This window comes from Paenibacillus sp. AR247, assembly GCF_002968895.1.
Taxonomy (GTDB): Bacteria; Bacillota; Bacilli; order Paenibacillales; family Paenibacillaceae; genus Paenibacillus_AQ; species Paenibacillus_AQ favisporus.
Map to the genome: position 1 here is coordinate 20,000 of NZ_PCZT01000012.1, position 15,649 is coordinate 35,648.

Below are 15,649 nucleotides of genomic sequence, written 5' to 3' on the forward strand. Positions count from 1 at the left end.
ACAAGGAGATGAAGCTGGAAATCGACGCTACGGTGCAGTACGCTTTGAAGGAGCCGAAGGAACGGCTGCTGTATAAGGACCTGAAGGTGGACAGTCCATATAACACGTATTTGCATCCGGGGGCTCCCGCCAGGACCAATCTGCAGTCCGAGCATCGCTTCGATCGAAGCTGCATTATCGCCGGAAGCTTCCGATTATTTGTATTACGTGACCAAGAAGGACGGCTCGCATGAGCATTTATTTGCGAAGACGTACCAGGAGCATTTGAACAACATCAAGAAAAGCAACAGCAATGCGAAGCAGTAGCTGCGGGGCAAGTATCGCCCAGAATCCATTTGCCGCTGCGAGCACCAAAGCACCTCAGACTCTGCCGGAGACACACGCTTCCGCCGGGTCCGGGGTGCTTTTTAAGTACAATAGTTTCTCCTGGGAATCGTTCAAAATGTTAAAATTCGTTTGGGGAGAGGGTGGCATGAATATGACTAGACAAGTGATACCGTGGACTAGCGGCCGCTGGTCGACGGAACCGGCTGCTTGTGAAGAGAAGGACGGGGAGCTGATCGTTGAAGCGTGCCAGGGCAGTGATTATTGGCAAACGACCATGTACGGTTTTGAACGGGACAACGGCCACTCGCTTCTGCTGCCATGGGATGGGGAAGAAGCGGTAGAGGTAACCTTTCGTTTGACCGCCTTCGATCATTTGTATGACCAGGCAGGTCTGATGTTATGGAGCCATGGGCAGCAGTGGATCAAAGCCGGAATCGAGATGAATGACGGCGTCCCTCATCTCGGAGCGGTCGTGACCCACGGCTATTCGGATTGGTCGCTTGCGCCCGTTCCGGAGTGGATGGAGAAGATCGTGACGATCCGGGCGTCCCGTCTGAAAGATGCGGTTATTATCAGAGCACGAACGCAAGGGGAAGGCTGGAGAACCGTCCGCGTATGCCGGCTTACTCCGGATGAATGGCAAGCGGGACCGTATTTGTGCGCGCCGACAAGTGCTGGGCTCAAAGTGGCTTTTACCCGATGGGCAACGGCCCAGCCGGATGCGGATGTGCATGAACAGCCGCCGGAGTCGCAATGAAGGCCATGCCTGACGGCTGAGCTTGCTCCTGCTCCTTCACCGGAACAGTCGACTTCATCGGCGAAAAAGGCTGCAGACTCTTGTCCGAACCCGGACGGAGGCTGCAGCCTTTTGGTGGTTGAATTCAAATCGGTTGTTTCTTGGAGCCGGGCCGCATCAAACAGCCGCCAGCGTTATGCCTGCAAATCCAAAGGGACTGGAGTGAGCCGTTCGATGGACAGCATGTCCCGGATCGTTTCCATTTCAAGGTAGCTGGTGATGACATGGTCCGCATGGGACAAATCCTGCCGGCCGGATCCGGGGTTAAGGTATCCGATGCAGCGCATGCCTGCGCTCTTTGCGGCCTTGACCCCATTGCAAGAGTCCTCGATAACCAGGCATGATGAGGGCTCGGCTCCCAGCAGCTCGGCGGCCTGCAGAAAAATATCGGGTGCCGGTTTGCCGGACTTCACCTCTTCCCCGGAAAGCCGCACGCTGAAAAAGGCTCCAAGTCCGGTACGTTCCATGATGAGCCGGATCAGGGACGGAGGCGAGGAAGAAGCTACCGCAAGCGGCACCTGACGGCTGCGCAGCCAATCCAGCCATGGGGTTACGTGGGGAATCGGCTGCAGTTCGGGGTGTGCTGCCATGATGTCCAGCACGTTGTTCTGATGATAGGCGAGCACTTCTTCCAGCGGGAAGGAGAGCTTATGCTTCTCCAGCACCTGCCTCCACATGGACTCCAGCGTTACCCCCACGTAGCCGTGATGCTCCTCTTCCGTTACGGGAGCGCCGAAGTGGGCGAAAGAGCTGCGCTCAATCTCAAAATAGATCGGTTCGCTGTTTACGAGCACGCCGTCCATATCAAAAATAACGGCCTTTACCGGCGGGGCCTGCCATTCCTGCTTCTGCAATGTCATACGCTTAACGCTCCTTTGTCGTTATTTTTCGTGCCTAAACGGCTTCAGACCGATTGCAGAATGACCTTGATCGCCTGGGACGAAGGGCTCAGCGAACGCCCGTCCAGATCACAGCCCAGGGCTTGGAAGGCTTCCCGGTATTGGGCCAAGGGATAGGTGTGGGTTATGATTTTTTGCGCGGGAATAATTTGGCGCTCGATCATGTAATGGGCGGTGGAAAAGGTGCCCAGGGAATCGATCGAGCCGATGATTTTGAGGCTCCGGTCGACGACCTCTTTGGGATTAAAGGTGCTGACACCGTCTCTTAAGCCGACAAGCATGAGGTAACCGCCGTTTGCCAGGCTTGGAAGCACCTGCGTTCCGACCACGCCCGTCGTATCGACGATAAGATCCACCTGTCCGCCACCGGATGAAGCCTCCGCTACCGCCGTTTCGAACGAATCGTAAGTTCTCCAGCGTTCCGGGGCGATACTCCCGGCGATGGCGAGCCTTTCTTTGGAGATGTCCACAATGCTTCCCGTTACGCCTTTGGAAGCCAGGGCATAGCTGTACAGAATGCCGATGGGCCCGGCGCCGAGGACGACCGTGCGAAAATTCGGCAGGAGCCGGATTTGGTTGATTCCTGTCAGGATGCAGCTTAGCGGCTCCGTTAAAGTGGCCTCCTCGTAGCTGACATGATCTTTTAATGGATATAAAAAGCGGTCTTCGGTGACGTAATAATCGGTAAAGGTTCCGTTGGCGCTAACTCCGGTTTCCGTCACAGACTTATGGATGCAGTGATTTTGCCGGCCAGTTCGGCACATCTCACAGTGCCCGCAGTAATAAGTCGGGTCGATCACGACCCGGTCGCCTGGCTTCAGCGTGGTGACTCCCCTGCCGACGCTAACGACATCTCCTGCCGATTCGTGGCCCAGGATGACGGAAGATACCGCATGATATTTGCCGCTCACAATGCCCAGATCAGTCCCGCACACGCCGGTGGCGCGAATGCGGACGAGAACCTGATGCTCCTCTGTAATGGACGGCTCCGGCCGTTCCTCAAGCGTTACGTCCCATGCCGATTTGTATACCAATGCTTGCATCACGTATTACCTCCTTGGATATGGATATTTGACTTTTGCGAACATTAGCACCGTTAACCGACGCTGGCCAGAACCGTGTCCAGTCTTTCCACGATTGTTACGATCTCATCCGTCGTTACGGTCAGGGACGGTCTGACCTTCACCACGTTTCCGAATCCGTATCTGGACCCGCGGAGGATCAGATGCTGATCGGCAAAGGCGCGATCGATGACCGCGTTGGTCTTGGCGACATCCGGTGCCCCGTCCTCGTCCACGATCTCCAAACCCCACATCAGCCCGACTCCGCGTGCTTCGCCGATGCAGTCGTATTTAGTCTCAAGCTCATGCAGCAGGTCGCCGAGTATTTCGCCTTTCAGTTTGACTTCATCCAAAAATCCAGGCTCGGATACGACCTCCAGGGTGGACTTGGCCGCCGTAACGGATATCAGATTGCTGCCCGAGGTGAAGGAGTGCTCGTGCTTCTCCAGCACGTCCAGGCGGGATTGCATCAGCACGGCCGCCACCGGAACACCGATACCGCCCAGGCCTTTGGCAAGGGTGATCATATCCGGCTGAATGTCGAACCGTTCGCTGGCGAACATGTAACCGGTCCGCCCGATTCCGGTCTGAACCTCGTCAGCGATCAGAAGCAGCCCGTGTTCGTCGCAGAGCTTGCGCAGCAGCTTGAAATATCCTTCAGGTGGAACGATATTCCCTCCGTTGCCGAGGATCGGCTCGATGATGATGCAGGCGACTGATCCGGAGCTTGCGTATTCGAGGTGGTCATGGATCGATTCGATGCATTGAAAACCGCAGTTCGGGCGGGAGGCGTTAAAGGGACAGCGGTAGCAGTAAGGAGCGGGAACGTGTACGCTGTTCGCGGCATTCGAGTTGGGGAAGTGCTTGCGCCGGAATGCGTTGCCGGAGATGGCGGTGGCAAACTGGGTTTGGCCGTGATGGGACAGAAACAAGCTGATGATGTCGGTGGCCTGCGTATATTTTTGCGCGATCTTGGTCGCGCATTCGTTGGCCGTGGAGCCGGTAATATCCCGCATCCAGCCGGTATCGATCCCATTCGGAGCGTGCTCGGTCAATTGGTCCAGCACTTCGTTCACATACGGTTCGGTAAAAGTGGAGGACATGTGAGTCAGGCGTCCCACCTGCTCCTGAACCTTTTCCACAACATGCGGGTGGTTGTAGCCGAGCGAAAGATTGAACGTCCCGGACACGCCGTCCAAATACTCCGTGCCTGCATCATCGACCAACGTAATCCCTTTTCCAAACTTGAAACGGTTTGTGGTTAAGGTTTGCATCCGTCTTCCCTCCAAAGGTTTATATTCATTTCGGTAATACGTTGTTAGAAGAATGTCATATTTTTGTATCGACACCGAATTTCCCGAAAAGGGGGCCATCATCCCTCGTGGCCGTGCCCCAGAAGGCTTCCTCCCAGCTTATGTTTCCTGGACTGCTGCTGCTTAGTGAGGATCAGGGACGCCAGCAGGATCAAGCTGAATCCGGCAAGGATCCAGACGGCCATTCCGGCCGACCACTGATCCATCGACCAGCCGATCAGATACTGCAGCACCGCGCCGCCGATCCCGCCGGATGCGATCAGGATGCTGGTGGTTGTCTCCGTCATTCCCGGAATGAGCACGTTGGCATACACGAGAGCGATGGAAAACAGCCCGGACATCGAGACGCCGACTCCAAAGACGAGCAGGTAGGCTGTCCATTCGTTCGCCCATAAAGCGAACCCGATCGTAAAGGCGAGGGTAGCCGCCGTGCTCCAGACCAAAAACGGGATATACCTTACCGTTTCCGCGATTCTACCCACGAACAGCCGCCCGATGACCATAGCAATCCACAGGATGGTGACGCCAAGGGAAGCGAGTGAATCTTTAACGTGCACCTTCTCGATCAGAATGGAGGGCAGAAAATTCATCAGCCCCAGCTCAAGACCCATATATACAAAGAAAAAGACGATGAATATACCCAGCAGCCCGGCGTATCTACCCCGGTAGCGGCTTTTCTCCGGAGAACCTGCGGATACCGCCTTGTCCAGCCGTGCGGAGCTCTCTGCCGGCATGGCCAGCCACAGGATCAGCAGCGTCAGCGAAACAAGGGCAACTGTAAAAAAGGTGAGGAACCAGGCGTCCATCGTAAGAAACAGGCTGACCGCCGCAGGAATAAGGAGCGCGCCCAGACCGAAGTAAACGTCAAGCTTGGTCATGGCGACCGCTTTCTGTTCTTCGGCAAATTCAATCGTAAACGCGCCGATCGAAGACTCAATGATGCCGGAACCGAAACCGACGAGCAGAGTCATTAGAATGATCCAGGTCCAGGACGGAAGGCTTCCCATGACAATGCAGGCTGCAGTGACGCAGGCCAAGGAAACAGCAAGCATCCGCTTTCGGCCGAGCTTGGCCGACATGAAAGGCGAAGCCGTAACTCCGGCGAGAAAACCGAGAAACTGCAGGAAGAGCAGCGTTCCGCCATCACCGTAATCCTTATGGTAATGGGCCAGGAGGACGGGAAGCATGGCGCCGAGCACCACACTGGTGATTCCGATCAGCAGGTAAAATCCGCAGCTTAAGGCAAACAACCTCCGCAAGAATTCACACTCCTTTGTCGATATTTTGGGAGATCTCCAAATCTATCAGCTGATGTAATACAATTTATACCATATTAGCCATAAAATAAATATGTTATTTTGTAAAATAATATTTTAAATGTAAAAAATATGTAATTAGAAGGAGAACGCACCATCCGCATGGTTCCTTTCTCATACGAAAGAGAAAGAAGAGGCTTGACTGTTTTCGTCGAATAATAAGGTCTTCCGCCTCTGGCAGCCTCTGTTTCACCATCTTTAATGGGCATTCCAATGCATAGTTCAATAGAATTATGAGGCTTAGGAAAAAAGTTATAAAAAAATTGCCAAAAAAGCAAAGGTTCGAGATGGAAAATGTCGAAGAATAAAGTAGGCATTCGTTTTTTAAACTTACATACGACGTAATGCAAGAAATTGAAACGGCGGTGAGTGAGAGTGGGATGGATTCGAAAGAAAGATATGGGGGAAGAAAAACAGAAACAGAATAGCTCCAGCTCAAAGGAGCGAAGCGGCAGCAAGCGGAATGCTTCAGCAGCATCAGGAGGGCCGGGAGATCCGAAAAAGCCGTCACGGTTCGGCAGCCTGCCGGGCATCAGCGGGGCACAGCTGCAAAATTTAAACCCGTTCAAGTCGGTGGGCGTGAAGCTGTTCCTGATTTTTTTCGTGGCGATAGCGGCGATCGTGCTGACCCTGGGTCTAACATCCTATAGCAAAGCCAAAAGCACCATCAAGAACAATACGGCGCTGGCGAATAGCCAGACGATCCAGCAAACTCAGGAAAAATTGGATATCATTCTGAAGCAATATGAAGATATGGCGATGCAGATGTTTTTTGATCCGGAAATGCAGAGCGTCATCGACGAGCTGGCACGGAACCGGCAGGATGAATACCAGAATTTCGTGCTTACGGATCAGATCAACAAAAAATTGTCAAACCAGCTGAACAGCAACTCTTCGATCAAAGCGATTTATCTGGTTCCGCCCGAAGAGTCGCAGCGCATCATCTCTTCCGGTTCAGGCGGCCTGGACATCAATACGATCCGCGAAGCCGACTGGTTAAAAAATGCGAAGAAACAAATCAGACATCATGGGTTCCTTCTTCAAAGGGTAAGGATGGAAGCGTTTCCTTCGAGCTGGTCCGCTCCCTGCAGAGCTTGTCCCGCGGCGGAGCCTACGTCATTGTCGTGGAGCTTAAGACTGACGTCATCGAAAACCAGCTCAACGGAATCAGCTTGGGTGACGGCAGCAAGCTTCAGGTTGGCGACGCTAACGGTCAAGTCGTTGCCTCTACCGTGAACAGTGAAGCAGGAACCAAAGCCACACTTTCGTTCATGCAGGGCCAGACAGAACCGGCCAAGACCCTGGAAACGCGGGATAACGAAGGGAATGAAATCCTTGCCGTATACAACACGCTCGAGACGACAGGTTGGAAGCTGGTAGGAACCGTTCCGGTCGAAATGCTGGTCAAGGACGCCAAGGGAATTCTAGTTTTGACTATGGGAATGGCCGTTGGCGCGATCGTGGTCGCCATCCTGATCGGGTTCTGGATGGCCCGGATGATCGCAACCCCGCTCAGCAAGCTGAAAGATCTGATGCTGGAGGGGGCCAAGGGCAACCTGAACGTGCGGACACAGCATAAGTCTAAGGATGAAATCGGTCAGCTGGGACAGGCTTTCAATCTGATGGTGGACCAAATTACGAAGCTTGTTCAGCAGACGAATACGACGGCCCAGCTCGTGCTTGAAACGGCGGGCGAGCTGACGGATGCTTCCAAGAAGACGGCGATCTCGGCCAAAGAAATTGCCATTGCGACCGAGGAAATCGCCAACGGGGCAAGCAGTCTGGCTACCGAGGCGGAGCGCGGAAACGAGATGACCGAGCATATGGCCAAGCAGATGGGATTGGTGATCACGGCCAATGAGGAAATGGGCAGCGCCGCGCGGCATGTTGAACAATCCAGCCAGTACGGAACCAAACAGCTGAACGAGCTGCTGGACAAAACGCATCAAACCGAAGAAATGACGCGTGAGCTGATGCACAAGGTGGATGCCTTGAAGCAGACGGCAAGCTCTGTCAACAAAGTGCTGGTCGTGCTGCAAAATATTACGAAGCAGACGAATATTCTGTCCCTGAACGCCACGATCGAAGCGGCGCGGGCCGGGGCGGCCGGACGAGGCTTCATGGTCGTGGCGGACGAAATTCGCCAGCTTGCGGACCAGTCCAGACAATCGATTGACATGGTAGGGCAGATCACCGGTCAAATCATGTCCGAGATGAATGAAACGGTCGAAGCGCTGTCGGACGCTTATCCGCTGTTCCAGCACCAAATGAATGCGGTGAAGGAAACGAACGAAATTTTCGTATCGGTTCAGGAACAGATGGGCGATTTCACGCAGCGGCTGCAATCCGTAACCGAATCGATATCAGCGCTGCATGATTCGCACAGCGTTCTTTCGGAAGGCATGAGCAACGTCAGCGCGGTCGCAGAGGAATCCTCGGCGACCTCCGAGGAAGTCGCCTCGCTCAGCAATGAGCAGCAAAGCGTGGGCGATCATCTCGTTGAGCTCTCCGCCAAGCTGGAAAATGTATCGATTCAGCTGAAGGAATCGCTGTCCCGGTTTACGCTGAACTAAAGGAAGCATAAGGAAGCATGTTCAAAACTTAGCTTTATTCGCATGCAGTAACGTTGGCAGTGTAGTGCCAACCCAATAAACAGTTTTCACAGTGAGCCAACGCGTCTCCGTCGGGGATGCGTTGGCTTTTTGGTTCTCTGAGAACGGATCAGCCTGAGCTGGCCGGGTTGGACATGCCTGCTGAAGGATATACTGAGTGGAAAAGGCATAAAGAGGGGTTCTTCTTGAGCGTAAAACATAAACGGCGCATTTTCTATGTGCTGGTCATCCTTTCGTTTATGATGACGGTACTCATATTGAGGTTAGCCTACATACAGCTCGTTATGAGGGTGTCGGAGCTGCCCGGAAGCCGGTTTACGATGCAGGAAATGTCGGTGCTGCAGCGGGAGCGCGGCGTCGTTTTGGACTCCGGGCGGGGCAAGTTTTACGACAGAAACGGCGAGCCCTTAACAGGGAAGACGGTTTCCGCCGCCGTGCTGTTCCCGGTTTCCGGTTCCATCCGGCAAGAGGCGAAGGACAAGCTGAATGCGGTCACCCGGGTTCTGAAGACGGATCAGGCCGCCTTCCTGAAGGTATGGGACCACTTGAGCGTCCCTCTCGTGTGGCCGGACTCCCGCAAGAGCGTTCCGCTGGCGTTGAAGGACAGCGAGGCAAAACAGGTAAGGACGGCCGGAATCAGCGGCATCGAAGTGCTGCCGTATACCAAGCGGTATGAGGATGCTTCCAGCGGGATGCAGTGGCTCGGCTATTTAACGGAGCAGCCCGGGCAGAAGCATCTGATCCACACGGGGTATGCCTTTCAGGAGGGGGCGGCCGGGCTGGAAAAGACGCTGGAGCCGCTCCTGCGCGGGATGGGTCCGACGACCGCCTATTATACCGTCGATGGAAGCGATCAGCCCATTCCGGGTACGGGCATCCGGATTAAAGGACCAGGTAACGCCTATTATCCGCTCAAATTCCGCACCACGGTGGACCTGGAGCTGCAGCGGCAGATCGAGCAGCTGGCCAAGGAATCGGGGATGAAGGAGGGCGCCGTTGTCCTCCTTGATGCGCAAACCGCCGATGTGGTGGCCATGGTATCGCTGCCGTTCTACAATCCCTTGGACGTCAACCCGCAGCAAAGGGCATGGAATAACCGCGCTTTGCAGGCCGCCGTGCCTGGTTCCATATTCAAAACGGTCATCGCGGCAGCGGCGCTGGAGGCAGGCGTCACTTCTCCGGATGAAACCTTTACGTGCACCGGCGCATACGGTAAATATGGACTTTCCTGCCCCAAAGAGCATGGCGTGATTACGCTCGCGGAGGCTTATGCCGAATCGTGCAATGCCGTGTTTGCGGAACTGGCGGAGCGGCTGTCAGCGGGCGAAATCGAAGCGGCCGCCCATAAGCTGGGCCTGGCCAGAACGGTGGGTTGGGAGGAAAAGGACATCCTTGGCCTGCCCCTTCTGCGCCCGTTCGATCATGAGGACAGCGGAAAAATCTTTGCCGATCCGGATAAGGCCGATCGGGACGGAGGGATCCGCGCACAGACCGGCATCGGTCAGCGCGATGTACAGGTGACCCCGCTGCAGGCCGCCAACATGATCGTGACGCTTCTTCAGCAGGGACAAGTCCATGCGCCACGAATTCTGGAGAGCGTTTCGTATGCCAACGGCCAGCTGATGAAAGAGCTAAAGCCCCATTTGGCCCCGTCGTCCCTTGGTACCGTCCAGCCGGCAACTGCGGATTTGATTACCGGCTGGATGGAAAAGGTGGTCACCGAAGGAACGGGTCAGTCGATCCGCGGCGCGGCATGGCCGCTAGCCGGCAAATCGGGAACGGCCCAGGTGACCATAAACGGACAGCCGCGTAATCATCAGTGGTTCATCGGGTACGGACCCGTGAACCAACCGAAATACGCGGCTGCGGTACTGTATCAAAATATGTCGCCGTCCTCCCGGAACCAGGCGACGGTGCTGTTCGGACGCATTATGAACCTGCTTGCGGCTCATCCGGCGGCGTAGCATCCGGCGTGCGGGTGGTCATATCAAACGGCGACACGTCGAACTCTTCCTTCGGAAGGCGGATCCAGCTCTGCAAATATCCCTGCTGGAGCAGTTCCTTGATCAGGATCAGCAGCACGGGAGAGAGGATCAGTCCGGCGATGCCAAAGATCGACAGGGAGATGATCATGAACGAGAGCATCAGGAATGCCGACGACACGCCGATCGAATTGCCCGTAATTCGCGGTTCGAGCAGCTGGCGGGTGAGAAGCACAACGACGAGCAGGACGGAAAGGCCGATCGCCAGACTGAGATTGCCGACAATAAACAAATAAATGATCCATGGGATCAGGATAACCGGAACCCCGACGAGCGGCAGAATATCAAATACGGCACAAACCAAGGCTAGTGCAAGCTCGTTGCCTGTGCGCAGAATCAACAGCCCGGCATATACGAGCACTAGGGTGATGAGCACCATGATCAGCTGGGCCTTGATGTAGGAGCCGATGGCTTTCAGGACATATGTCTTCAGAAATGTATAGGCGTTCTTCAGCGTCTTCGGCGATTTGTCCCGCATCACTTTTCTCCAGCTGCCAATTTCGGTGCTGAGGAAAAACGCCAGGATGATGGCGATGCCGAAGTTGCCCATAAAGGACGAGAACGAACTGAACAGTCCGACCATATATTTAAAGAAAGCGGTGGCCCACCCGCTGGCATAATCCGTTAACGTCGTAAAATACTCGTTCATTTTTGCGGTGACATTTGGCGGCAGGGCTGCGATTTTTTCCTGAAGAAATTGCGTCAGCTTGGTAAATTCCGTTTGAATCATATGCGTGTATTTGGGCAAATTATCTTGGACCTGGGCGAACTGGGAAACAACGATCAGTCCGACCCCGAACAGGATCCCCAGGATTACCAAAATAAACACGAGTACGGAAATGGCGGAAGCGAACGGTTTGGGCATGCCCCTCTTGTGCAAAAACTTGGCCAGCGGTTCGATCATAAAGAAGACGACGAACGATAAAAATACGGGCGCGGCGATTTGGTACAGCTTGCTGAATATGTACATGACGAGGAAAACGGTAAGTACGATGAACCCGATATCCACAAAGGTTCGCCAGTATTTTTTGTACAGTGGAAGCATCGCGGGCGGATCTCTCCTTTTCACAACAGATTATTTTTCATTGTACACGATTTATAAAAAAACGCCTATTTCTTCAGTCACTGTGATAAAATAAGAGGTAGCGATTTTTATAGGGTGCCTATGAAAATCAAAGTTATCAAATAACACATGCCTTTCGGCAAGTCAAAGTCAATACAGAGAAAAGTGGGGATATGACATGCAGACTTTGCTGCTTTGGTTATTTTACATCTCATCGTTTTACGCGTTTATTCCCGGCTTGATCACCCGAATATTCGGTTTCCGCGTATTTCGCAGAGGGATCACGGAGCATGAATACGCGCTGACCTTCGATGACGGTCCCGATTCGGTGTACACTCCGAAATTGCTGGACCTGCTGAAAAGATACAACGCCAAGGCCACCTTTTTCGTCGTCGGCTCGCACGCGGAGCAGCATCCCGAAATCGTCAAGCGGATCTATGACGAAGGCCATCTGATCGGCATTCATAATTATGTCCATAAATCGAACTGGCTGATGCGGCCGGGAACGGTCAAGAAACAGATTATGAAGACCGACAAGGTTATTCATACGATTACCGGCGAGCGCAGTTCTTATTACCGTCCGCCGTGGGGAATCGTGAATTTGTTTGATTTTGCCAAGCGGAGCCAGTTCAAGATCGTCCTGTGGTCGTCCATGTTCGGCGACTGGCGGGAACGTATCGGCGCGGACCGGCTGACCGAGCGGATGCTGAACAAGCTTCAGCCCGGAGAAGTGATGCTGCTGCATGATTGCGGCCTCACGGCCGGAGCTAACCCGGACGCGCCACAGCAGATGCTGATCGCTTTGGAGCGGGTGCTGGAGGAAGCGGAGCGCCGCGGAATGAGAGCCATCCGGATCGACGAGATGATCGAAGCGAAGGAGAAAGCGCCCGAGCGAAAGCTGCCGCGGCTGAAACGGGCTTCGGTCAAAGTTTGGCTGCTGTGGGAAACGCTGTTTCATGCGATGTTCCGGTTGAAATCGATCCGGCCTTATGATCCTTTCCTCCATTACCGACTGCGCACCTATAAGGGACAAACGGTGGAGATGAATGACGGCGCAACGCTGTCCAAGGGAGATAAAGTGATCGAGCTGCACTTCGATAACGAGAAGCTGTTTCGGCTCGGTGTCCGGTCCAGATCGATGGTGCACCTGGCCATCCAGATGATCCGCGGCACCGAAGATCAGTTCCCGGAACTGGCCCGGATTATCATCAACGACCCTGAACTGCAGCAGGCGAAGGCCATATACGGAGTCACGATGATTAACCGGGGGCCAAAGAACTTCGGCTTCAAAATCGTCGACTTAAAAGACGGGCTGTTCGCCAAGTCGTCGAAGCTGTACCTGAGATTCCTGCTGCTGATCATTAATCCGTCCGGACAGGAACGGCTGAAGGACCATTCGGAACAGATGGTTCCGAAAATGCTGGTCATGCCCGTCGCTCAGCTGGTCGAGCGGTTTTCCGAGAGCGGATCTCACCGCCGGCAGCAAGTGAAGGAGCCATCCGATCCGCAAGAGGAGAAGAAGGACGAGATGCTTGACCTGAATCTGGTTGCTTCGTCGCAGGGCATCGGCAGCACGCCGCCTGCTGTGTAAATCAAACAGCAATTATACGAAATATTAATGATCGGGGCTGTCCCGGCTGTGGTTAAAGACCGCAGCTGGAGACAGCCCTTTTGTTGTTGAACCGGAAACCGAATGAGGCAGCCTTACTATTTAAAGCTTTATGCTTTATATAAAAAAGGTGCTTCATAAGTCGGAGCGACTTATGAAGCACCTCGGATGCATCTCACTTCGATGCAGAGTGGATTAGATTTTCATGACGCCGCCTTGGCTGGCGTTGGTGACGAGCTTGGAGTAACGGGCGAGATAGCCTGTTTTCACCTTCGGCTCGAAGCCTTTCCAATGGGTGCGGCGCTCGGCCAGCACTTCGTCGCTGACAAGAAGCTCGATTTTACGGTTGTTCAGGTCGAGCTCGATAATGTCTCCGTCTTCAACGAAGGCGATCGGACCGCCCTCAGCTGCTTCCGGAGAGATGTGGCCGATACTGATTCCGCGGGATGCGCCGGAGAAACGTCCGTCCGTGATCAGGCCAACTTTGGCTCCAAGGCCCATGCCGACGATTTGGGACGTAGGCGCCAGCATTTCCGGCATGCCTGGGCCGCCTTTAGGTCCTTCGTAACGAATAACGACGACGTGGCCTTCTTTAACCTTACCGTTCGCGATGCCTTCCAGCGCCTCCTCTTGGGAGTCGAAGCAAATGGCAGGACCTTTATGATAGCCGCCGACGGATGGATCCACGGCGCCGACTTTGATGATGGATCCTTCCGGAGCCAGGTTGCCGTAGAGCACCGCCAGGCCTCCACGCTCGGAGTATGGCTGGTCGATCGGATGGATGACGTTCTTGTCCTGGATTTCGCAGCCGGCCACGTTCTCGGCCAGCGTCTTGCCGGTAACCGTCATGCAGTCGCCGTACAATGCGCCTGGCTTCTTGAGCAGTTCGTTCAGCACGGCGCTTACGCCGCCTGCGGTATGAACGTCTTCGATGAAGTAATCCGAAGCGGGTGCGAGCTTGGAGATATGCGGCACGCGGTTGGCGACTTCATTGATCCGCTCCAGCGGATAGTCGATGCCGGCTTCCTGAGCGAGGGCCAGGGTGTGAAGCACGGTGTTCGTGGAGCCGCCCATGGCCATGTCGAGTGCAAAGGCGTTGTCGATGGACTCCTTGGTCACGATGTCACGCGGCTTCAAGTCCATCTTCACGAGTTCCATCAGCTGGCGTGCGGATTGCTTGACGAACTCTCTGCGTTCTTCGGCTACCGCCAGAATCGTTCCGTTGCCCGGCATTGCCAGTCCAAGGGCTTCCGCCAGACAGTTCATGGAGTTCGCGGTGAACATGCCCGAACAGGAACCGCAGGTAGGACAGCCGTATTGTTCGAGTTCCAACAGATCGTCGTCGCTGATTTTGCCGACTTGGTGGGCACCGACGCCTTCGAATACGGATGTCAGGGACAGGCGGCGTCCTTTGCTGTCGACGCCGGCCTTCATCGGACCGCCGCTGACGAAGATCGTAGGGATGTTGACGCGCAGCGCGCCCATCAGCATGCCCGGTGTAATTTTGTCACAGTTCGGAATGCAGACCATGCCGTCGAACCAGTGGGCGGAGACGACGGTTTCGAGCGAGTCGGCGATGATTTCGCGGCTCGGCAGAGAGTAACGCATGCCGATGTGCCCCATGGCGATGCCGTCATCAACGCCGATCGTGTTGAATTCAAACGGAACGCCTCCGGCTTCGCGGATGGCCTCCTTGACCAATTTGCCGAATTCCTGAAGGTGGACGTGACCGGGAACGATATCGATGTATGAGTTGCACACGGCGATAAACGGCTTGCCGAAATCCTCCTCTTTCACGCCCGCCGCGCGGAGCAAGCTGCGGTGAGGCGCGCGGTCAAAGCCTTTCTTAATCATGTCAGAGCGCATTTTATTAGCTGCCATGATGTCTTTTTCCCCCTAACTGTAAGTATCGCGCTTTAGCGCGGTTAACTATGAAAGTGCCCGTATAAAACGAAACGGTTTTAAATGAGTCTATCACAAAATGAAAGCTTTTTCTAGCAATGGTTCGAAAGATTCGGGGAACTTTAGGCCCAGGCAGGCGAACAGGAAAAGGCACCTTCCATTCGCTGGGAATGAAGGTGCCTTTTGGCTTATGTCAATCAATCACTTGTTGTTGGCTTATGGTCAGGCAGGGATTAGTTTTTGCCGCCCTTGCGGCCGATTTCTTTGTAGAACTCCTTATCGTGAGACTCGGAAGTGGCTTCGCCGCCTTTTTGGCCGATCTCCTGATAGAATTCACGGTCATGGTTTTTGGAAGTGGCTTCGCCGCCTTTGCGGCCGATTTCCTGATAAAATTCCTTGTCATGATTTTTGGCCGTTGCTTCCCCGCCCATACGACCTGCTTCTTCTCTGCTCATTTTACCGTTATTATCGTTGTTACGTGCCATTTCAAATCACTCCTTGGAAAGTATTTTTTGATTGATATAGATTGAACTAAAGTGTACCTCCGGACCCGAAGTCCGTACCCGCCTTCCGGAGAATGCGCGGATGACGTTAGCCTTAGTTCACTCTATATTAGTTGCGCGCATCCTTTACTTACCACGGCTTTTTTGGAGTGAAACAATTAAATTATGAAATCATTGGTAAATAACTTGCTTGGATACAGCCCCGT

11 protein-coding genes and 2 pseudogenes are annotated in these 15,649 nt (G+C 54.3%); 6 read left to right on the top strand and 7 right to left on the bottom strand.

Annotation, left to right across the window (positions count from 1 at the left end; all coding sequences use genetic code 11):
- A pseudogene (mltG, locus tag CPT76_RS21425) lies at window positions 1–306 on the top strand (endolytic transglycosylase MltG); the annotation flags it as partial.
- A gap of 172 nt (window positions 307–478) precedes the next feature.
- Window positions 479–1,084, top strand: coding sequence for a DUF1349 domain-containing protein (locus CPT76_RS21430; protein WP_105444702.1), 606 nt, complete (start codon window positions 479–481; stop codon window positions 1,082–1,084).
- A 173-nt stretch (window positions 1,085–1,257) separates the two neighbouring features.
- Here CPT76_RS21430 and CPT76_RS21435 read toward each other — a convergent pair whose 3' ends face one another.
- The 4 genes from CPT76_RS21435 to CPT76_RS21450 all read right to left on the bottom strand — a co-directional run bounded on the left by CPT76_RS21435 (window position 1,258) and on the right by CPT76_RS21450 (window position 5,655).
- The gene (locus tag CPT76_RS21435; protein ID WP_105444408.1) at window positions 1,258–1,983 is read right to left on the bottom strand and encodes an HAD family hydrolase; all 726 of its coding nucleotides are present in this window, start codon (window positions 1,981–1,983) and stop codon (window positions 1,258–1,260) included.
- Window positions 1,984–2,027: 44 nt separating this feature from the next.
- A complete protein-coding gene (locus CPT76_RS21440) occupies window positions 2,028–3,065 on the bottom strand; it encodes a zinc-dependent alcohol dehydrogenase (protein ID WP_105444409.1) in 1,038 nt (345 codons plus the stop codon).
- Window positions 3,066–3,118: 53 nt separating this feature from the next.
- The gene (locus CPT76_RS21445) at window positions 3,119–4,357 is read right to left on the bottom strand and encodes an aspartate aminotransferase family protein (protein WP_105444410.1); all 1,239 of its coding nucleotides are present in this window, start codon (window positions 4,355–4,357) and stop codon (window positions 3,119–3,121) included.
- A gap of 98 nt (window positions 4,358–4,455) precedes the next feature.
- Window positions 4,456–5,655, bottom strand: coding sequence for an MFS transporter (locus CPT76_RS21450; protein WP_105444411.1), 1,200 nt, complete (start codon window positions 5,653–5,655; stop codon window positions 4,456–4,458).
- A 432-nt stretch (window positions 5,656–6,087) separates the two neighbouring features.
- Here CPT76_RS21450 and CPT76_RS40255 point away from each other — a divergent pair, with 432 nt between their 5' ends.
- The 3 genes from CPT76_RS40255 (at window position 6,088) to CPT76_RS21460 (ending at window position 10,288) form a co-directional block, all read left to right on the top strand.
- Window positions 6,088–6,948 carry a cache domain-containing protein gene (locus CPT76_RS40255; protein ID WP_258168723.1) on the top strand — a complete coding sequence of 287 codons (861 nt, stop codon included), beginning with the start codon at window positions 6,088–6,090 and terminating at the stop codon, window positions 6,946–6,948.
- Entirely contained in the window at window positions 6,837–8,285 is a 1,449-nt protein-coding gene (locus CPT76_RS21455; RefSeq protein WP_258168724.1) for a methyl-accepting chemotaxis protein, read from the top strand. Before CPT76_RS40255 ends, CPT76_RS21455 begins: the two co-directional genes overlap by 112 nt.
- Window positions 8,286–8,509: 224 nt before the next feature.
- Window positions 8,510–10,288, top strand: coding sequence for a peptidoglycan D,D-transpeptidase FtsI family protein (locus CPT76_RS21460; protein WP_308737651.1), 1,779 nt, complete (start codon window positions 8,510–8,512; stop codon window positions 10,286–10,288).
- Here the strand turns inward: CPT76_RS21460 and CPT76_RS21465 are convergent.
- Window positions 10,254–11,411: an AI-2E family transporter gene (locus CPT76_RS21465; protein ID WP_076169654.1), complete on the bottom strand. Its 1,158-nt coding sequence runs from the start codon at window positions 11,409–11,411 to the stop codon at window positions 10,254–10,256. The two genes, CPT76_RS21460 and CPT76_RS21465, sit on opposite strands and share 35 nt — an antisense overlap.
- 196 nt (window positions 11,412–11,607) lie before the next feature.
- Here CPT76_RS21465 and CPT76_RS21470 point away from each other — a divergent pair, with 196 nt between their 5' ends.
- Window positions 11,608–13,020, top strand: coding sequence for a polysaccharide deacetylase family protein (locus CPT76_RS21470; protein ID WP_105444412.1), 1,413 nt, complete (start codon window positions 11,608–11,610; stop codon window positions 13,018–13,020).
- A 213-nt stretch (window positions 13,021–13,233) separates the two neighbouring features.
- Here CPT76_RS21470 and ilvD read toward each other — a convergent pair whose 3' ends face one another.
- Window positions 13,234–14,919 carry a dihydroxy-acid dehydratase gene (gene ilvD, locus CPT76_RS21475; RefSeq protein WP_181152987.1) on the bottom strand — a complete coding sequence of 562 codons (1,686 nt, stop codon included), beginning with the start codon at window positions 14,917–14,919 and terminating at the stop codon, window positions 13,234–13,236.
- Window positions 14,920–15,179: 260 nt separating this feature from the next.
- Window positions 15,180–15,425 (bottom strand): annotated as a pseudogene (locus CPT76_RS21480) (KGG domain-containing protein); the annotation flags it as partial.
- Window positions 15,426–15,649 lie beyond the last annotated feature (224 nt).

What these genes read in the sequence shown, in the direction of transcription:
- CPT76_RS21430 (WP_105444702.1), top strand. Translation starts at nt 479, where the DNA reads ATGACTAGACAAGTGATACCGTGGACTAGCGGCCGCTGGTCGACGGAA.
- CPT76_RS21435 (WP_105444408.1), bottom strand. Translation starts at nt 1,983, where the DNA reads ATGACATTGCAGAAGCAGGAATGGCAGGCCCCGCCGGTAAAGGCCGTT.
- CPT76_RS21440 (WP_105444409.1), bottom strand. Translation starts at nt 3,065, where the DNA reads ATGCAAGCATTGGTATACAAATCGGCATGGGACGTAACGCTTGAGGAA.
- CPT76_RS21445 (WP_105444410.1), bottom strand. Translation starts at nt 4,357, where the DNA reads ATGCAAACCTTAACCACAAACCGTTTCAAGTTTGGAAAAGGGATTACG.
- CPT76_RS21465 (WP_076169654.1), bottom strand. Translation starts at nt 11,411, where the DNA reads ATGCTTCCACTGTACAAAAAATACTGGCGAACCTTTGTGGATATCGGG.
- CPT76_RS21470 (WP_105444412.1), top strand. Translation starts at nt 11,608, where the DNA reads ATGCAGACTTTGCTGCTTTGGTTATTTTACATCTCATCGTTTTACGCG.
- ilvD (WP_181152987.1), bottom strand. Translation starts at nt 14,919, where the DNA reads ATGGCAGCTAATAAAATGCGCTCTGACATGATTAAGAAAGGCTTTGAC.